Annotated in this window: 23 protein-coding genes; 9 read left to right on the top strand and 14 right to left on the bottom strand. The window is 71.2% G+C overall.

Annotated features, from left to right (window positions below):
• Positions 1–4 precede the first annotated feature (4 nt).
• Together ACZZ0J_RS15420 and ACZZ0J_RS15415 are read left to right on the top strand one after the other, a co-directional pair.
• Complete coding sequence (locus tag ACZZ0J_RS15420) at positions 5–592, top strand: hypothetical protein (RefSeq protein WP_463437596.1); 588 nt, start codon at positions 5–7, stop codon at positions 590–592.
• An 84-nt stretch (positions 593–676) separates the two neighbouring features.
• On the top strand, positions 677–1,264 hold the full coding sequence (locus ACZZ0J_RS15415) for a hypothetical protein (protein ID WP_463437595.1): 588 nt from the start codon (positions 677–679) through the stop codon (positions 1,262–1,264).
• Positions 1,265–1,294: 30 nt separating this feature from the next.
• On the opposite strand, the gene ACZZ0J_RS15410 is transcribed toward ACZZ0J_RS15415, so the two are convergent.
• Genes ACZZ0J_RS15410 through ACZZ0J_RS15380 form a run of 7 tightly spaced genes read right to left on the bottom strand, consistent with a single transcriptional unit; the run spans position 1,295 to position 4,332 of the window.
• Positions 1,295–1,549 carry a phosphotransferase gene (locus tag ACZZ0J_RS15410; protein ID WP_463437594.1) on the bottom strand — a complete coding sequence of 85 codons (255 nt, stop codon included), beginning with the start codon at positions 1,547–1,549 and terminating at the stop codon, positions 1,295–1,297.
• Positions 1,550–1,551: 2 nt separating this feature from the next.
• Positions 1,552–2,058, bottom strand: coding sequence for a protein kinase family protein (locus tag ACZZ0J_RS15405; protein ID WP_463437593.1), 507 nt, complete (start codon positions 2,056–2,058; stop codon positions 1,552–1,554).
• A 10-nt stretch (positions 2,059–2,068) separates the two neighbouring features.
• On the bottom strand, positions 2,069–2,671 hold the full coding sequence (locus tag ACZZ0J_RS15400; protein ID WP_463437592.1) for a hypothetical protein: 603 nt from the start codon (positions 2,669–2,671) through the stop codon (positions 2,069–2,071).
• On the bottom strand, positions 2,668–3,306 hold the full coding sequence (locus ACZZ0J_RS15395) for a hypothetical protein (protein WP_463437591.1): 639 nt from the start codon (positions 3,304–3,306) through the stop codon (positions 2,668–2,670). Before ACZZ0J_RS15395 ends, ACZZ0J_RS15400 begins: the two co-directional genes overlap by 4 nt.
• Positions 3,303–3,674: a hypothetical protein gene (locus tag ACZZ0J_RS15390; RefSeq protein WP_194648456.1), complete on the bottom strand. Its 372-nt coding sequence runs from the start codon at positions 3,672–3,674 to the stop codon at positions 3,303–3,305. Before ACZZ0J_RS15390 ends, ACZZ0J_RS15395 begins: the two co-directional genes overlap by 4 nt.
• Complete coding sequence (locus tag ACZZ0J_RS15385; RefSeq protein ID WP_111086173.1) at positions 3,671–3,862, bottom strand: DUF2273 domain-containing protein; 192 nt, start codon at positions 3,860–3,862, stop codon at positions 3,671–3,673. Before ACZZ0J_RS15385 ends, ACZZ0J_RS15390 begins: the two co-directional genes overlap by 4 nt.
• Complete coding sequence (locus tag ACZZ0J_RS15380) at positions 3,859–4,332, bottom strand: Asp23/Gls24 family envelope stress response protein (protein WP_123937445.1); 474 nt, start codon at positions 4,330–4,332, stop codon at positions 3,859–3,861. Before ACZZ0J_RS15380 ends, ACZZ0J_RS15385 begins: the two co-directional genes overlap by 4 nt.
• A gap of 120 nt (positions 4,333–4,452) precedes the next feature.
• On the opposite strand from ACZZ0J_RS15380, the gene ACZZ0J_RS15375 reads away from it, so the two are divergent.
• Both ACZZ0J_RS15375 and ACZZ0J_RS15370 read left to right on the top strand, forming a co-directional pair.
• Positions 4,453–5,289 (top strand): exodeoxyribonuclease III, encoded by an 837-nt coding sequence (locus ACZZ0J_RS15375; RefSeq protein ID WP_123937444.1) that lies wholly within the window; start codon positions 4,453–4,455, stop codon positions 5,287–5,289.
• Positions 5,290–5,402: 113 nt separating this feature from the next.
• Positions 5,403–5,651: a nuclease gene (locus tag ACZZ0J_RS15370; protein ID WP_132100702.1), complete on the top strand. Its 249-nt coding sequence runs from the start codon at positions 5,403–5,405 to the stop codon at positions 5,649–5,651.
• A 12-nt stretch (positions 5,652–5,663) separates the two neighbouring features.
• Here ACZZ0J_RS15370 and ACZZ0J_RS15365 read toward each other — a convergent pair whose 3' ends face one another.
• Together ACZZ0J_RS15365 and ACZZ0J_RS15360 are read right to left on the bottom strand one after the other, a co-directional pair.
• Positions 5,664–6,071, bottom strand: coding sequence for an aldehyde dehydrogenase (locus ACZZ0J_RS15365; protein WP_463437590.1), 408 nt, complete (start codon positions 6,069–6,071; stop codon positions 5,664–5,666).
• 222 nt (positions 6,072–6,293) lie between these two features.
• Positions 6,294–7,217 carry an AEC family transporter gene (locus tag ACZZ0J_RS15360; protein ID WP_463437589.1) on the bottom strand — a complete coding sequence of 308 codons (924 nt, stop codon included), beginning with the start codon at positions 7,215–7,217 and terminating at the stop codon, positions 6,294–6,296.
• Positions 7,218–7,290: 73 nt separating this feature from the next.
• Between ACZZ0J_RS15360 and ACZZ0J_RS15355 the strand changes: the two genes are divergently transcribed.
• The 3 genes from ACZZ0J_RS15355 (at position 7,291) to ACZZ0J_RS15345 (ending at position 9,220) form a co-directional block, all read left to right on the top strand.
• A complete protein-coding gene (locus ACZZ0J_RS15355) occupies positions 7,291–7,887 on the top strand; it encodes a nitroreductase family protein (RefSeq protein WP_463437588.1) in 597 nt (198 codons plus the stop codon).
• Between the two features lie 70 nt (positions 7,888–7,957).
• Complete coding sequence (locus ACZZ0J_RS15350; protein WP_111086180.1) at positions 7,958–8,371, top strand: acyl-CoA thioesterase; 414 nt, start codon at positions 7,958–7,960, stop codon at positions 8,369–8,371.
• A 90-nt stretch (positions 8,372–8,461) separates the two neighbouring features.
• The gene (locus ACZZ0J_RS15345; protein ID WP_463437587.1) at positions 8,462–9,220 is read left to right on the top strand and encodes an HAD-IIB family hydrolase; all 759 of its coding nucleotides are present in this window, start codon (positions 8,462–8,464) and stop codon (positions 9,218–9,220) included.
• An 8-nt stretch (positions 9,221–9,228) separates the two neighbouring features.
• On the opposite strand, the gene ACZZ0J_RS15340 is transcribed toward ACZZ0J_RS15345, so the two are convergent.
• Positions 9,229–9,852 carry a phosphoribosylanthranilate isomerase gene (locus ACZZ0J_RS15340; RefSeq protein WP_123293557.1) on the bottom strand — a complete coding sequence of 208 codons (624 nt, stop codon included), beginning with the start codon at positions 9,850–9,852 and terminating at the stop codon, positions 9,229–9,231.
• Positions 9,853–9,901: 49 nt separating this feature from the next.
• Entirely contained in the window at positions 9,902–10,954 is a 1,053-nt protein-coding gene (locus tag ACZZ0J_RS15335) for a serine/threonine-protein kinase (protein WP_123293556.1), read from the bottom strand.
• A 201-nt stretch (positions 10,955–11,155) separates the two neighbouring features.
• Between ACZZ0J_RS15335 and ACZZ0J_RS15330 the strand changes: the two genes are divergently transcribed.
• Positions 11,156–11,359, top strand: coding sequence for a hypervirulence associated TUDOR domain-containing protein (locus tag ACZZ0J_RS15330; protein ID WP_194648447.1), 204 nt, complete (start codon positions 11,156–11,158; stop codon positions 11,357–11,359).
• 11 nt (positions 11,360–11,370) lie between these two features.
• Here ACZZ0J_RS15330 and ACZZ0J_RS15325 read toward each other — a convergent pair whose 3' ends face one another.
• Both ACZZ0J_RS15325 and ACZZ0J_RS15320 read right to left on the bottom strand, forming a co-directional pair.
• Positions 11,371–12,153: a DedA family protein gene (locus tag ACZZ0J_RS15325; RefSeq protein ID WP_194648446.1), complete on the bottom strand. Its 783-nt coding sequence runs from the start codon at positions 12,151–12,153 to the stop codon at positions 11,371–11,373.
• 51 nt (positions 12,154–12,204) lie between these two features.
• The gene (locus ACZZ0J_RS15320) at positions 12,205–13,380 is read right to left on the bottom strand and encodes an ROK family transcriptional regulator (RefSeq protein WP_463437586.1); all 1,176 of its coding nucleotides are present in this window, start codon (positions 13,378–13,380) and stop codon (positions 12,205–12,207) included.
• A gap of 36 nt (positions 13,381–13,416) precedes the next feature.
• Between ACZZ0J_RS15320 and ACZZ0J_RS15315 the strand changes: the two genes are divergently transcribed.
• Complete coding sequence (locus tag ACZZ0J_RS15315) at positions 13,417–15,150, top strand: beta-N-acetylhexosaminidase (RefSeq protein ID WP_463437585.1); 1,734 nt, start codon at positions 13,417–13,419, stop codon at positions 15,148–15,150.
• Between the two features lie 217 nt (positions 15,151–15,367).
• Here the strand turns inward: ACZZ0J_RS15315 and ACZZ0J_RS15310 are convergent, their stop codons facing one another.
• Complete coding sequence (locus ACZZ0J_RS15310) at positions 15,368–17,434, bottom strand: PTS fructose transporter subunit IIABC (RefSeq protein ID WP_463437584.1); 2,067 nt, start codon at positions 17,432–17,434, stop codon at positions 15,368–15,370.
• Positions 17,435–17,448 lie beyond the last annotated feature (14 nt).

Raw genomic sequence — 17,448 nt, 5'->3', positions numbered from 1 at the left:
CCAGATGCCCACCGACGCAGCCGGCCTGACCCAGGACGACGTCGCGGAGATGTCCCTGCACCAAGAGTTCGACGCCTTCCGCGACCACTACGAACACATGCAACGACTCCTCGAAGATGCGCAGCTGCAGGTCCACGACGGCGAATGGAAGTGGGCTGGCGGCGACGACCTGCCGCTGATCGGAGGGGACGGCGTCGCCCCACTGCCGGGCGCGGACACGAAGAACAGCTACTACGTGCGCAGCGGACGACTCTGGTCACCGCCCGGCGCCACAGGCGATGAGCGCGACCTGCAACCGATGATCGACTACTTCACCGACCAGGGCTGGACCATCGGGCAACGCGACATCACCGGCGACCACGAGCTCTGGGGGTACACCGGCGGCGGCTGGCAACTCATCTACACCGCTCAGGAAAACGGCCGCTACACCCTCGAGGTCTACAGCGAACTGTTCTGGACCAACGACGGCCACAAGCTCCGGCGGGCCGTCGCCGGCCGTTCCCTGGCTGACTTCCCCGACCAGTCGTTGCCGGGCGTGTACCCCGATCTCCCCTCGTGGGACGACCCGATCGTCAACCCGCCGAAGATCTGAACGGTGCCTCGCATCCCCGCCGCTGCGGCCCTGGCGCTGACCCTGCTGACCCTAGTGGCCGCGTGCGCAGCAGGAGGAGACCAGATGCCCACCGACGCAGCCGGTCTGACCCAGGACGACGTCGCGGAGATGTCCCTGCACCAGGAGTTCGACGCCTTCCGCGACCACTACGAACACATGCAACGACTCCTCAAAGATGCGCAGCTGCAGGTCCACGACGGCGAATGGGAGTGGGGCGGCGGCGACGACCTGCCGTTGATCGGTGGGGACGGCGTCGCCCCACTGCCGGGGTCGGACACCCAGAACAGCTACGACATGAGCAGCACCCGGCTCTGGTCCCCGCCTGGCGCCATCGACCAGGAACGCGACCTGCAACCGATGATCGACTACTTCACCGACCAGGGCTGGACCATCGAACACCGCACCATCACCGGGGACCGAGAAGTCTGGGCCACCACCGGCGACGGCTGGCAGATCCAGTACACCGCCCAGGAGAACGGCGACAACCCCCTCACCATCTACAGCGAACCCTTCTGGACCAACGACTCCAACGCCCTCTCCACTGCCATCTACGGGCGCTCGACCGTCACGTTCCCGGATCGGTCCCGCTCGGGTGTGTACCCGGACTTCCCCGAGTGGGACGACCCCATCGTCAACAAGCCCAAGATCTGACACTGCAGATACGGCACACCCCCGGGTCACTCAGACGTCGTCCACGTCGGCGTTCCAGAGCGCCCGGTACCAGTCCGTCCGCTCTGGGTCGTCGGGCACCCCGTACGCCTCGTGGAACAACGGCCCCCACCCGGGCCCGTAGTTCCACCCGAGCGCCATCGTCGCCACCGCCAGGTCGGCCCATCGATCCGCGACACCCGTGGCGTCCAGGTCGACGTGCCCGCTCCACCGACCGTCGGCACCGATGAGCGTGTTCGGCGTGCACGGGTCCCCGTGGCACACCACCGTCAGGTCGCGGGAGGCTCCGGCCCGAGACGATCCGTGTCGGCACCCGCCGCGCGGGCCCGGTCGAGCCGCGCCACGGTCGACCACACGAAGGGGCAGTCGTCCACCGGCAGGGTGTCGTGGAATGCGCGGAGCCCCTCGCCGACCGCGATCACCGCGGTCCGGGGTTCGTCGTGCCAGCGCGGGTCGACGGCACTCCACCCGGGGACGGCGCGGGTGTGCAGCCAGACGCCCTCGTCGTCGGCGCCGTGGTCGAGCACCTCGGGCACCCGCGCGTACCGTGACGCCCACTTAAGTCGCGCGGCCTCGCTGTCGATCCACCGGCCGTAGGCGTGCGGCAGGACCTTGACGAACTCGTCGGCGTGCTCGTCCGGGCCGATCCGGAAGGTCGTGCCCCCGATCTCGTTGCGCCAGACGAGGGCGACCTCGCGGCCCCGGGCGGCCTCCGCGACCACCCGCGGCACGGGGACGACGGAGTCCGGCTCGGGCAGCCCGCCGATCGACCGCACCACGACGGCCCTAGTGCACGCGGTCCGGGCGCGAGGACCCGGCCCCACCGCGCGCGATCTCGAGCAGGACCGGCAGGCGTTCGCCGAGCAGTGCGTCCAGGTCGGCCACGACGGCCTCCACCCGTTCGGTGACCTCGCGCGGTGAGGCACCCCGGCGCGGACGGACCCGCACCCGGATCGCCCGGCCGCCGCGGACGCGGTAGACGTCGACCGCGAGCGAGGCCACCTGCGGCAGCTCCCCGATCGCCGATGACAGCGCATGCTGCACGGCCGTGGACTCGACGCGCACCGAACCGGCGACGCCGTCAGCTGATCCGTCGCTCTCGACGACGGTGCCCGCACGGCCACCGCCGAGCGTCGTCAGCACCACGATCGCCAGGATGCCGACGACGACCCCGCCGCCGAGCACCCACGTCCACGACAACAGGGAGTCATCGCGCGACGTGTCCGTGCCGAGGCCCGCGAGTGCATCGCCGCCCGTGCGCCACCAGGACGCCACGAGCGGCAGGCCCTGGGCCGTCTGCACCAGGATCGCACCGACCCCGGCGACGAGCAGGACGAGCCCGACGACGACGAGCGCCGTCCGGCCGAGCCCGCGGTTGGTCGCGTTCATCCGTCGACCCGTCCGGTCGGCTGGACGCGCACCCGTGCAGCGAGGGCGGGGAGCGCGTCGATCGCGGCGAACTCGTGCTCGACGGCCTCGGTCGCGGCGACCGCGGGCACGTCCACACCGGCGGCGGGGCGCAGCACCACCTCGACGGTCCGGCGGCCCACGGTGCCGGCGGCAGCGTCCGGCCCGAGCCGTGTGACGGAACGGGCGGCACGTGCCGCGGCGGAGGCGAGCACCTCGTCGTCGACCACGACGGCGAGCCGGTCGGATGCCATCGCGTGGCGCGGACGCCGCTGCGGCAGGAGCCCCTGCAGCAGGAACACCAGACCGACGAGTGCGACGATCGCGGCGATCCCGACGACGAGCGTGCTGTCGAGGCCGTCCGGCGCGGCGAGGGCGGCGTCCACCACGGCGCGCGGGTCGACGCCGAGGACGTTCTGGTCGAGCAGCACGAGGGCACCGGCGAAGACGGCGGCGGCGGCGAGCACGAGGGTGATGAGCATCGCGATGACGACGGCACCCGACCGGGACACGTGGGTCTCGCGGCGGAGCAGACGGCGGTACGTGGCGGCGTGCTCGGTCGACGGGGCGGGGCCGGCTTCGGGAACCGATGCGGTCCGGTCGTCCACGGCGGTCACCGGACCCTCCGAGGGACGTCGACGACCGACGACGCGAACGTCACGGTCACCCGGGACACCTGTCGGCCGGTGATGGTCCGGAGGCGCTCGGCGATCGTGCCGCGGGCCCGGTGCGCGCTCGTGACGACGGGTTCGTCGGGGACCGCGTGGCTCCCCAGCACGGGCAGGGTGAGCGGGGCGGTGATCTCGACCGCCAGCGCGCCGCGGCCGTCGTCGGAGACCCGGGCACGGACCTCCCGGAAGGCCACACGCAGCGCTTCGGAGGCGACCGCCTGCGCGGTGTGCACCAGCGCCGACGTGCCGATGCGGTCGGAGCCGCGGAGCCGGACGCCGCTGTCGCCGACCGTGGCGACGGCGGCGTCGGTCACGACGAGCTCCGGCGTCCGCGCAGCACGTCGACCAGGCGACGCACGTCGACGTCACCGGCGACGATGCGGGCGACCAGGCCGCCGACGGCCATGCAGACGGCGACGACCACGAACGCCCAGAACCCGAGGGTCACCGCGACGATCGCGAGGAGGGCGCCGACGCCCATCCCGACGACGGTGGCGTTCACCGGACCCGGCCCTCGCGGACGTCGCCGTCGAGGTCGTCGGCGGTGCCGTTCAGTGCCGGGATGTTGACGTCGTTGATCGCGATGTTGACCTCGGTGACCTCGAGCCCGACGAGCTCGGTGACGGCGCTCGTGACGGCGGCGCGCACAGCGGACGCGACGTCCATCATCGGGATCGGGTAGTCCACGACGATCGTCAGGTCGACGGCGACCTGGGTCTCGCCGACCTCGACGCGGACGCCCTGGCCGAGCGCGCTCGAGCCGATCGCGTCGCGGATGGCGCCGAACGCCCGCGAGGCGTTCCCGCCGAGGGCGTAGACGCCGGGGACGTCACGCGCGGCGATGCCCGCGACCTTGGCGACGACGGTGTCGTCGATGATCGTCTTGCCCTTGGCCGTGACCTGCGTGGTGGTGGTGCCGGTCGTGGTGCCGGTCGTCACGGTCCCGTCGACGCGGTTCGTCGTCGATGCCATCAGTGCCTCCTGCGCTCGCTTGCTGGACTTCCAGCGAACACCATCGTGCCGCGCTGCGCCCGAGAGCGGCAGGCGGCGCGCTGCACGGCGGGGTCGGTCGTCCCCGGTAGGTTCGATGCCATGCGCGTGGCGACCTGGAACGTGAACTCCGTCCGCACCCGAGTGGGGCGGGTCGTCGACTGGCTGGTGCGCGAGGACGTCGACGTCCTCGGCATGCAGGAGATCAAGTGCAAGCCGGAGCAGTTCCCGGTGCAGGCGTTCGAGGACGCCGGCTACCACGTCGAGGCGCACGGCCTGAACCAGTGGAACGGTGTCGCGTTCGCCAGTCGGCTGCCGATGGAGGACGTGACGCGCGACTTCCCCGGCCAGCCCGGCTTCCTCAAGGGGCACGAGGGGCCGGACCTGCCCGTCGAGGCCCGGGCCATCGGCGTCACCGTCGACGGAGTGCGGCTCTGGAGCCTGTACGTGCCGAACGGGCGCGAGGTCGGCGACCCGCACTACACCTACAAGCTCGACTGGCTCGCGCAGCTGGCCGACCGCACCGCCGAGTGGATCGCCGCGTCGCCGGAGACCCCGCTCGCGCTGATGGGCGACTGGAACGTCGCACCGCTCGACACCGACGTGTGGGACGTCCGCGTGTTCGAGGGGCACACCCACGTCAGCGAACCCGAGCGCGCCGCGTTCCGGGCGTTCGAGGCGAAGGGGCTGCAGGACGTCGTCCGGCCGATCGTCCCCGACGGCTACACCTACTGGGACTACAAGCAGCTGCGGTTCCCGCGCAACGAGGGCATGCGCATCGACTTCGTGATGGGCTCCCAGGCCTTCGCCGACGTCGTCACCGATGCCTCGATCCACCGCAACGAGCGGAAGGGTGACGCCCCGAGCGACCACGTCCCCGTGGTGGTCGACCTCGACCTGGACACGTCGCTCGACGACGACCGACCGATGATCTTCTGAGCGGTCACACGGTCGTGACGCGTTCTGTTACGCCCGGCGTCCGCCCTCGTTGAGCAGGTGACAGCGCCGACGTAGATTTCCTGCACCGAACCCCTTCGAGAGCAGGTGAAGCCATGTCCCGCACGACGATCCTTCCCATCCAGCGCGTCATGGCGAACGCGGCCCCCGGCGCCTGGCGCGACGGCATCGTCGTCGAGACCCGCCCCGCCGACGCCGTCGTGGTGTTCCTGGACGGCGGCGTGACCCAGCTCCGGGTGGCGGACGCCGACGCCTTCCTGTCGGTCGGCGACCCGATCGCCCACCACCCGGTGGCGGAGATCCTCAGTGCCGGCGGTCGTCAGACCACGGCACGCAGCGCGTAGGAGTCCGTCGGCTCAGGCCGACATCGAGGCGAGCATCGCCTCGCACTTCGCGACCATCTCGTCGCAGGCCATGGCGCAGTAGCGGCACGACTCGTCCATCTCCATGTGCTGCCGGCACTCGGCGGCGCACATCGTGCCCATCGTCATCACGGCCATGAGCATCGCCTGCATGCTCGGCAGGTCCATGCCGGCCGGACGCATCATCATCCGCATGCCGGTGTCGGCCATCATCGCCGTGTTGGAGCACATCGCGGCGCACGTGGCCATGTCGCCGCCCATGCGCATGTCGCTCGCGGAGCACATCGTCGCGGCCATCGACGCGGCGTTCATCGCCATCATCGTGTCCTGCATCACGTCCATGTCCATCTCCATGGGCATGTCCGTCATCGACATGTTCTTCATCATCGCCATCGTGTCCATCGGAGGTCTCCGTCCGTCGTGGTCCCGAGGCGGGTCCGCCCCGTGGGTGTCAGCGTACGCGCGCCCCCGATGCGCTTCGTGAGCAGCATTGGTCGGGTCGGTGACCGCGAACCGACCATTCTTGCTCACCATCCGCGGTGCACGCGACCCCACGGCGGACGGGAGGCACGGTGCGGCCCCGCCACGGGCCTCCCGTCCGCCTCGCGGTGCGCCCACGGCGCGCTACGGGTGCAGCAGCGCGGCGATCGCGACCAGGACGGGGACCGAGCCGATCGTCGAGAGGAGCACCACGTCGCGGGCGACCGGGACCGCCGCGTCGTAGCGCTGCGCGTAGTTGAACACGTTCTGTGCCGCCGGCAACGCCGCCAGGGTGGTGAGCACGAACACGTCCTGGTCGCCGAGCCCGAACACGAACCGTGCGAACACGTACGCGACCGCCGGCATCACCACGAGCTTGATCGACGACGCCACGATGACGTCCGTCCGGATCGCCGGGTCCCGCAGCGGCGCGGCGCCGTGCAGGCTCATCCCGAACGACAGCAGGACGACGGGCACGGCAGCCGCGCCGACCAGCGAGAACGGCTCGAGCACGGGGTCGGGCAGCGTGATGCCGGTCGCCGAGAACACCAGGCCGACCAGCGAGGCGATGATGATCGGGTTCCGGAACGGCCCGGAGATCCGGCGTCCCCAGCCGCCCGCACCGGAGGTCGCGGCGTCGAGGATCGTCAACGCGACCGGCGCGATGACGATGAGCTGCAGCAGGATCACCGGCACGACCGCGGTCGCCTGCCCGAGCACGTAGACGGCGACCGGCAGGCCGATGTTGTTCGCGTTGACGTAGCTCGCGGCCAGGGCCCCGACCGTGGTGGTGGTGACCGGTCGCCGCAGCACGAACCGGAAGACGGCCGCCGCTCCGAGTGCGACGACGGCCGCGGTCAGCAGCGAGACCCAGAGCATCGGGGACAGCAGCGACTCGATGTCGGCCGAGGCGATGGTGTGGAAGAGCAGGCAGGGCATGAGCACGAAGAACGCGAGGCGACTCATCACGAACTGCGCGTGCGGGCCGAGCAGTCCGATGCGCCCGACGACGTACCCACCGGCGATGATCGCGCCGATGATCGCGAAGCCGGTCAACACGCCACCCATCGCGTCCATCCTTGCACCATGTGACGTCGCTCAGGTCGGAAATGCGTTCGCATCGAATACCGTTGCAGGCACCATGACCTCGACGAACGCCGACACCCTCACCCGGTCCACCGACTCCAGCCAGCCACTCGTGCCCCTGCTCGAAGAGCGCTGGAGCCCCCGTTCCTACGACGAGACCGCGACGATCTCGGACGAGCAGTTCGACGCCGTCCTCGAGGCCGCTCGCTGGGCCGCGTCGGCGATGAACTTCCAGCCCCGCCGCTTCATCGCGGGCCGTCGTGGCACCGAGACGTTCCGCAAGATCAACGAGAACCTGCTCGGCTTCAACGCCGCCTGGGCCTTCCGCACCAGCGCCCTCGTCGTCGGCGTGCTCGAGACCGTGACCGAGGACGGCGACGAGCGTCCCTTCGCGCAGTACGACCTCGGCCAGTCGCTCGCAGCCCTCACCGTCCAGGCGCACGCCGAGGGCCTGCACGTGCACCAGATGGCGGGCATCGACGCCGCCGGCCTCCGCGCCGCGTTCGACCTGCCGGAGCGCTTCCTGCCCTTCACCGTGACGGCCATCGGCACCGTCGCGCACCCGTCGCAGCTCGACGAGAAGGCGGCTGAGCGCGAGGTCGCACCGCGCACCCGCCTGCCCCTCGACGAGGTCGTGCTCGTCAAGGAGTAGTCCTCGCGACATACGCGGCAGCGCCCGCTCCCGTCCAGGGAGCGGGCGCTGCCGCGTAGTATGTCGTGACATGCAGCCCGAGATGAACTTCTACACCCGCAAGTGGGTCCGCCCCGAGGACCTGAACGCCAACGGCACCCTGTTCGGCGGCAGCCTGCTCCGCTGGATCGACGAAGAGGCCGCGGTCTACGCGATCATCCAGCTCGGCAACGGCAAGGTCGTCACGAAGTACATGTCGGAGATCGAGTTCGTGTCCTCGGCGAAGGAGGGCGACATCGTCGAGATCGGCCTCGTCGCCACCCGCTTCGGCCGCAGCTCGCTCACGATGCGGGCCGAGGCGCGGAACCTCTTCACGCACCGCAGCATCCTCACCATCGACGAGGTCGTGTTCGTGAACCTCGACGACGACGGCAACCCGGCGCCGCACGGCTACACGGACATCACGTACGACCGCGACCGGGTCCCCGCGACGCACCGCGCCTGACCCGCGTGACCCCGCAGACATCGCGCAGCAGTCGCGTGCGGTGAACACCGCACCCGGCACGTGATCGGTGGCCTCTGGCAGGATCGGGGCATGACCACGCCCCGCCTCGTCGCCTTCGACCTGGACGACACCCTCGCCCCGTCGAAGTCCTCCCTCGACCCCCGCATGCTCGAGACCTTCGCGTCCCTGCTCGAGGTCGTGCCGGTCGCGGTCATCTCCGGTGGCAACTTCACGCAGTTCGAGCAGCAGCTCGTCACCCCGCTCCGTCACCGTGACGGGCTGACCCTCGACGACCTGCACCTGCTGCCGACGTGCGGCACGCGGTACTACCGCTGGTCCGACGACGACTGGGCCCTGCAGTACGCCGAGGACCTCACCGACGACCAGAAGGCACGCGCCCTCGCAGCGGTCGAGTCCGTCGCGAAGGACGCCGGCTACTGGGAGTCCGAGACCTGGGGCGACATCCTCGAGGACCGCGGGTCGCAGATCACCTTCTCCGCGCTCGGCCAGGCCGCGCCGGTCGACGTCAAGAAGCAGTGGGACCCGACCGGCGCGAAGAAGGACGACCTGCGTCGCCGGGCGCAGGCGGAGCTCCCCGACCTCGAGGTGCGGTCCGGCGGCTCGACCAGCGTCGACATCACCCGCAAGGGCATCGACAAGGCGTACGGCATGCAGCGTCTCGCCGAGATCACCGGCATCGCGCTCGACGACATGCTCTTCGTCGGCGACCGGCTCGACCCCGAGGGCAACGACTACCCGGTGAAGGCCCTCGGTGTGCCGTGCCACGCGGTCGAGGGGTGGGAGGACACCGACGCCTTCCTGACCGAGCTCATCCCGACCCTGCGCTGACCCCGCGCTCAGCCCAGGCTGCGGACGGCCTCGACGAAGGCGCGGATCTTCGCCGGGTCCTTGACCCCGCGCTCCGACTCGACGCCGCTCGACACGTCGACGCCGTCGGGGTCGAGCGCCTCGACCGCGGCGACGACGTTGGCGGGGGTGAGCCCACCCGCCAGGATCCAGGCCTCGTCGATCCCGCCCTCGATCACGGCGGGGTCGATCAGCCGACCGCTGCCCGGCACGGCGGCGTCGAGCAACAGCAGGTCGTGGTCGTACGAGGCGCGCTGCTCGGCGGTCTCGCGCAGGTAGTCCTCGGCCGCGAGGGCCCGGATGGTGAAGAAGCCGGCGTCGCGGGCTCGGGCGAAGTCGGTCGCGGCCTCGCCACCGTGCAACTGCAGGGTGGTGAGCCCGACCTCGGACGCGATGCCGACGATCTCGTCGATCTTCTGGTCGCGGAAGACCCCCACGGCGTCGATGCCGTCCGGCAGCCGCTCGACGAGTTCCTTCGCCAGGTCGGCCGTCACGGTGCGGGGGCTGTTCGCGGCGAAGACGAACCCGACTGCGTCGGCGCCCGCGTCGACGGCGGCGTCCACGGTGTCGGGCGTCGACAGGCCGCAGATCTTGATCCAGCGCTGGTCGGTCATGCTGTCCATCCTGCCAGGGACCACGGACGAACGGGACGCGCGGGCGACGTCAGTGCAGCATGCCCGCGACGTAGGCGGAGCCGCACGCGACCAGCACGCCGAACGCCGCGAACGAGCCCACGAGCACGTTCCGACGGCGCCAGCGGCGGACGGCCGAGAAGGTGCCGCGCTTCGCGTGCCGGTGGGCCGCACGGTGCATCCGGTGGTCGCGCTGGTGCTTGACCCGCTCCGGTCCGAGCGGCACGGGGCCGGTGACCTGCGTGGAGCCGCCCCGCAGGGCGTTCGCGATCGCCACCGCGGTCGGACGACGCTCCGGGTCGCGGGCGGTCATCCGGCTGAGCAGTTCGCGCCACTCCGAGGCGACGTCGTCCGGGATCTCGGGGTCGTGCCGCAGGCGGGCCAGTGCCGCCTCGATCAGGGTGCCCGAGTACTCCTGCTTGCCGGTCAGGGACTCGAGCAGCACCAGTCCGAGCGAGTACACGTCGGTGGCGAAGCTGATCGGTTCACCGGCGACCTGCTCGGGACTCAGGTACGCCGCCGTGCCGATGATCGTGCCGTCGTTCGTCAGGCGGGAGCCGTCGACGAAGTGCGCGACACCGAAGTCGGTGAGCTTCACGGTCCGGGCGAAGCCGGACGACCCCTCGTCGCTGATCAGGATGTTGGCGGGCTTGACGTCCCGGTGCACGATGCCGCGCGAGTGCACGTAGGCCAGGGCGTCGGCGAGCTGGGCGCCGAGGTCGGCCACCTCGTAGTTGTGCAGGGCCCCCTCGGACAACCGGCGCAGCAGCGTCGTGTCGGCGATGAGCTCCATCACGATGAACCGGTGCGGGCCGTCGGGGAAGTCGTGCGTGCCGGCGTCGTAGAGCGGGATGAGCCCGGGGTGCGACAGCATGCTGAGGAGCCGGATCTCGCGCTCCTGCCGGACGCGGTCGGCCGTCGTCATCTTGTCCGGCGTCGCGAAGAGCTTCACGGCGACGGCGCGGTAGGTGTGCTCGTCGCGGGCTTCGTAGACGGTCCCCATGCCACCCGTGCCGATGAGCTTCACCAGCCGGTACCGGCCCGACAGGACCGTCTCCGTCCGCAAGCCGTCGAGCAGGGTCATGGTGTCCGTCGTTCCGTCGGGAGCCGCAGGTTCCGCGGCTGCTGCCGGCGTGTTGGCTCACGAGAAACGGTACGCGTCCGACTCCCGTTTTGGGCGGGTGTTATGACATCGTGATCGGCGTACTTCCCTGTGTTCATGCGGATGCATCAGGGTACCGTTCGACCTCCGACCAGGGTGAGCGATCACGCAAGGAGGACAGCGATGGCACTGACGAAAGGTGACGAGGTGCACTGGAACACCTCGCAAGGGAAGACGACCGGGAAACTCGTGCAGAAGCGCACCAGCGACTTCGAGTTCGACGGTCAGACGTTCAAGCCGACCGACGACGATCCGTACTGGATCGTCGAGTCGGAGAAGAGCGGCAAACAGGCCGCGCACAAGGAGTCGGCGCTGACCAAGGCCTGACGACGACCGGCTCAGTCGCGGGCGGGCTCGGCGCGACGACGACCTCGTGCGCCCCCGCTCGCGGCACCGTCGCCGTTGCCGTTGCCGTTGCCGTTGCCGTTGCCACCCCCGTCCGCGCGACGGTCTGCCCGCCACCGTCGGACCCGCCGGACCACGAACGTCACCACGACGACGGCGATCGCGACGTAGAGCACCCGGTCGATCCACTCGGTGTACTGCTCGACGCGGTCGTACTGCGAGCCGAACGCGGCACCGAGCAGCACGAGGGCGCTGTTCCAGATGCCGCTCGCGATGATCGTGAACACCGAGAACGTGCCGAGGTGCATGCGGTCGGCGCCCGCGGGCAGGGAGATGAGGCTGCGCACGATCGGGACGAAACGACCGAAGAACACCGCGCTCTTGCCGTGCCGGTGGAACCACGCGGCGGCCTTGCGGAAGTCGTCCTCGTCGACCAGGGGGAGCTTGCCGAACCACCGTGTGGTGCGCTCGAACCCGATCTTCGCGCCGAGCCAGTAGAGCACCAGCGCCCCGAGGTAGGACCCGAGCGTCGCCAGCACGAGGACGAGCACGAGGTTCATCTGCCCGGCACCCGCCAGGAACCCGGCCAGCGGCAGGATGACCTCGGACGGGATCGGCGGGAACACCGTCTCGATGAAGAGCATGAGCGCGACGCCCCACTCCCCCAGGGCGTCGATGATCTGGAGTACGAGGCCGGAGAGTCCGCCCAGGTCCGAGGGAGCGGTGGAGTCGCCGGTGGCGACGGTCATGGCACGGGCGGTCACGGCAGTCGTCATGCCCCCAGCATCCCTGAGCGCCCTGTCAGGACCCGGCGCGGTACCTGAACGTCAGCCGAGTCCCATGTGCGAGCTCCGCACGTGCGTCAACGACCGCGCGAGGGCACCGCGGGCGACGGCGTCACGACCGACCGTCGACGGCACGATCTCGACGGGGTGCCGGAGCTGGGGCGTGACCACCGCGGCGAGCGCCTCGGCGAACACCGGCGCCGCCGGCAGGACCTCGCCCCCGACGACCACGACCTCAGGGTCGATCGTCGTGACGAGCTGCACGACGCCCGGTGCCACGTCGTCCGCGAATGCACGGACGACGTCGACCGCCGCCGGATCCGGAACGCCATCGCCGACGTGGCCCGGTGCTGCGCTCCCGCGCCCGGCCGCGGCGAAGACCGACTCGAGGTCCGTGTCGGACGTGATCCGGGCCTCCAGGCGGGCCGGCGCACCGGGCCACCCGGTCGAGGCAAGGCCGCCCATCTCGCCAGCCGCACCGCGCGCCCCGCGCGCCAACGCCCCGTCGATGACGTAGGCCGCGCCGATCTGCCGGCCCATCACCAGGTACAGGCCGTCCTGGACGCCTCTGAAGCGCCCCCACATCGCCTCGGCGGTGGCGGCGAGCTTGGCGTCGTTGTCGAAGAACGTCGCGATGCCGGGGAAGAGGTCCTGGATCCGGCCGGGCACGCGGCGCTCGACCCACTCGGGCACCGCGACCGTGTAGTCGATCTCGCCGGCGCGGTCGACGACGGCGGGGACACCGAACGTGGCGGCGAGGACCGGGGACGCCTCGGAGTCGGCCGTCAGGCGGCGGACGACGTCCTGCACGCTCGTCCAGGCCTGCTCCGCGTCGGCGAGGTCGGCGTAGCGCTCCTCGACCCGGGTGAGGGTGTTCCCGCGCAGGTCGGCGCGGATGCCGACGATGCCGTGCAGTCCGAGGTCGACGCCGAGCACGGAACCGGCGGTGGCGTCCGCGGCGAAGCGCTTGGCGCGGCGGCCGGCCTTGTTCGGGGTGGCGATCGCTTCGGCCTCGGTCACCCAGCCCTCGTCGACCAGGTCTCCGAGCGCCGCCTCGACCGTGGGGCGGGAGAGCCCGACGGTGCGGCTGAGCTCGGTCACGGTGCGCGACGCGTCGTCGCGCAGGAGCTCGTCGAGGATGGCCCGGGAGTTCATGAGTCGGAGCACGCCCGGCGTCGTCCCCACGACACTCGGGATCGTTGACACGGTCTCGTCCACGGCCATAGCCTCCACATTACGAAAGATCATTGAGGAATGGTGGACTCCGACATGCTCATCCCACGACCGCGCCGCGCCGTCCCCGGCACCGGCGCCTTCGAGATCACCCCGTCGACCCGCATCGCAGCCGACGCAGCGAGCGGATCGGTCCGACTGTACCTGCAGCAGACGCTCCGGGCGTCGACCGGCCAGCCGGTCCGCGACGCAGCGGAAGACGGGGCGGCCTCCGCCGACGTGTCGGTCCGGACGGGCGTCATCTCGCTGCGCGTCACCGACGATCCCTCCCTGCCCGCCGGCCCGCCGTCGCCCGAGGGCGAGCGCGCCGAGTCCTTCCGCCTGACCGTCACCCCCGACGGCGTGGACGTCGCGGGCGGCTCGGCCGCCGGCGTCTTCTACGGCGTCCAGGCGCTCCTCCAGCTGCTGCCCGCCGACGTCTACCGCAGCGGCCGCGTCGGCACCGGGCCGTGGTCCGTCCCGTCCACCATCATCGAGGACGCCCCCGCCTTCGCCTGGCGCGGCGTCATGCTCGACGTCGCCCGGCACTTCCGCACCAAGCACGAGGTCATGCGCGTCGTCGACCAGCTCGCGGCGCACCGGATCAACCGGCTGCACTTCCACCTCACCGAGGACCAGGGCTGGCGCATCGAGATCCGGAAGTACCCGCGCCTGACCGAGGTCGGGTCGTGGCGTCGCGAGTCCCAGGTGGGCGCACACGTCCCCGACGCCGACGGCGTGCTGCGCCCGGCATCGTTCGACGGCCGCCCGCACGGCGGCTACTACACGCAGGACGACATCCGCGAGATCGTCGCCTACGCGGCAGACCGGTTCGTCACCGTCGTCCCCGAGATCGAGACGCCCGGACACGTCCGTGCCGCGTTGGCCGCCTACCCGTCGCTCGGTGTGCACCCCGAGAGGCCGGTGGAGGTCTGGACCGAGTGGGGCATCGCCGACGACGTCCTGAACGCTGACGACAGCACCGTCGACTTCTTCAAGGACGTCCTCGACGAGGTCATCGCGCTCTTCCCCTCGCGCTACATCGGCATCGGCGGCGACGAGTGCCCGAAGGTGCAGTGGGTCGAGGACCCCCGCACGCAGGAGCGCATGCGTTCGCTCGGACTCGAGGACGAAGAGCAGCTGCAGGCCTGGATCATCGGGCAGCTCGCAGCGCACGTCGCCTCGCACGGGCGGCAGGCGTTCGGCTGGGACGAGATCCTCGAGGGCGGCACCCTCGACCCCTCGGCGACCATCGTGTCGTGGCGCGGTCTGACCGGCGCCCGGACGGCGGCGAAGCGCGGACACGACGTCATCTCGTCGCCCGACGACCAGGCCTACCTCGACTACCGCCAGAGCGACCTGGCGACCGAGCCGATCCCGGTGTCCATCGTGCTGACGGTCGACGACGTCTTCGGGTTCGACCCGGTGCCGTCCGGCCTGACCGAGTCCGAGCGCGCCCACGTCATCGGCGGCCAGGGCAACATGTGGACAGAGCACGTCGACACCGCCCGGAAGCTCGACTACCAGCTGTTCCCGCGGGTGGCGGCGTTGGCCGAGGCGCTCTGGTCGGCCGACGTCACGGGTCCCCGCGACATCGCCGAGTTCCGCGGCCGGCTCGCCGAGCACACCGCACGGCTCGAGGCGATGGGCATCGAGTACCGGCACGAGGCCGGGCCCTTCCCGTGGGAGCAGCGTCCGGGCGTCCCGGGGCGGCCGCACTCGCGCGAGGACCGCGCCGCCTACATCGACGCGGTCACGGCCAACATCGCGGAGTAGGGCACCGGGCACGCGCGGGCGCGGGCCTCGCGCGCACGCTCGCGCGCCGCGCTGAGGTTCCACGACTCGCCGCTCACTTCCGCCGAGGTTCCACGAACGGCCCCGCAGGCCCGCGAGGTTCCGAGATCTCGGAACCTCGCGGGGTGGTCGCGACCACGGACGGGAGGCCCGGTGCCAGCTGGCACCGGGCCTCCCGTCCGACAGGTGGTGACGTCGACTACACGGCGACGGCCACGCGGTCGTCGGCCGTCTCGGACACGGCGGCGTCCGCCGCCGGGGCCCGACGCACCCACTTCTTCAGCCCGACCAGGACCAGCGCGGACACGATCGTGCCGGCCAGGATCGCGACGATGAACATCGCGACGTCCCCGATGGCGAAGAACACGAAGATCCCACCGTGCGGCGCCCGCGAAGTCACGCCGGCCGCCATCGAGATCGCACCCGTGACCGCGGCACCGACCATCGACGCCGGGATCACGCGAAGCGGGTCGGCGGCCGCGAAGGGGATCGCCCCCTCGGAGATGAAGGACGCCCCGAGCAGCCAGGCGGCCTTGCCGTTCTCGCGCTCGGGCTTCGTGAACCCCTTGCGGTACAGGACGGTCGACGCGAGTGCCAGCGCGAGCGGCGGCACCATGCCGGCGGCCATGACGGCGGCCATGATCTCGAACGGCACGACGTTGGTGGCGGTCCCGGCACCGAGCCCGGCGACGGCGAACGCGTAGGCGACCTTGTTGACCGGTCCGCCGAGGTCGAAGGCCATCATCAGGCCGAGGATGATGCCGAGCAGGATCGCCGAGGCGCCGGACAGCGAGTTGAGGAACTCGGTCAGCTGGGTCATGAGCCAGGCGATCGGCCCACCGAGCACGAGCAGCATGAGGCCGGAGGCGATGATCGAGGCGAACAGCGGGATGATCACGACGGGCATGAGGCCACGCAGCCAGCGCCACGTCGGGATGCGACCGATCCAGTACGCGGCGGCACCGGCGATGAGGCCACCGATCAGACCGCCGAGGAACCCGGCGTTCATGAAGACGGCGATGGAACCGGCGACGAAGCCGGGCGCGATGCCGGGTCGGTCGGCCATCGCGTAGGCGATGTAGCCGGCGAGCGCTGCGACGAGGAAGCCGAGCGACACGGAGCCGATCTGGAACGCGGCGGCACCGAGGTAGTAGCGCAGCCCCTCCGGCGGCAGGTCGACCAGGTTGTAGTGCTGGAGCGCGAAGACCGCGTTGTTCACGCCGTCGTCTCCGTGGGTGAGCGCGATGCCGTACCCGGCGAGCAGGAAGCCGAGCGCGATGAGCAGCCCGCCGCCCGCGACGAACGGGATCATGTAGCTGACGCCGGTGAGCAGCCAGCGCTTGAGCGCCTGGCCGAAGTGCTCGTTCTTGGCGGTGGATCCACCGTCGACGGCTGCGCCGCCCTGGACACGTGCGGCGTTCGGGTCGTCCGAGGCGCGGATGGCCTCGGCGATCATCTTGTCGGGCTCGTCGACGCCGCGCTTGACGGGTCCGGACACGAGCGGCTTCCCGGCGAAGCGACCGCGGTCGCGGACGTCGACGTCGACCGCGAACACGACGGCGTCGGCGCGGGCGATGAGTGCTGGGTCGAGGGGCTCGACCTGCGAGGATCCCTGGGTCTCGACGTGCATCTCGGCGCCGGCGCGCTGCGCCGCGGCGACGAGGGCGTCAGCCGCCATGTAGGTGTGCGCGATGCCGGTCGGGCAGGCGGTGACGCCGACGAAGACCTTGCGGCCCGGCGCCGATGCGGCGGTCGGACTGGAGGCACTGCTCGCCTTCCCGACGCCGGCTTCGGACACCTCGCCGCTCACCTCGCGGTCGACGAGCTGGACGATCTCGTCCGGGGTGGCTGCGGCGCGCAGGGCGGCGGTGAAGTCGTCACGGATGAGCGCACGGGCCAGGGTCGAGAGGACCGTCAGGTGGTCCTTGTCGGCGCCCTCGGGCACGGCGATCATGAAGACGATGTCGGCGTCGCCGTCCGGGGCGCCGAACGACACCTTCCGGGCGAGGCGAGCGAACGCCAGGGTCGGCTCGGACACCGACGCCGAACGGGCGTGCGGGATCGCGATGCCACCGGGCACGCCGGTGCCGACGCTGGCCTCGCGCTTGATGGCGTCCTCGGCCAGGACCCGGCCGTCGGCGGCGCGGCCGGTCGCGGCGACGCGGTCGGCGAGGACGCGGATGACGTCGGCCGAGGTGGCACCGAGGTCCTCGTCGAGGCCGACGAGCTGGGCGCTGATGAGGCGCGGACTCGAGTCTGCGGACATGTGCTTGCTCCTTC

This window comes from Curtobacterium sp. AC272 (assembly GCF_979258155.1).
Note: the sequence above shows the minus strand (reverse complement) of the source record. Positions and strands in the feature narration are given on the sequence as shown.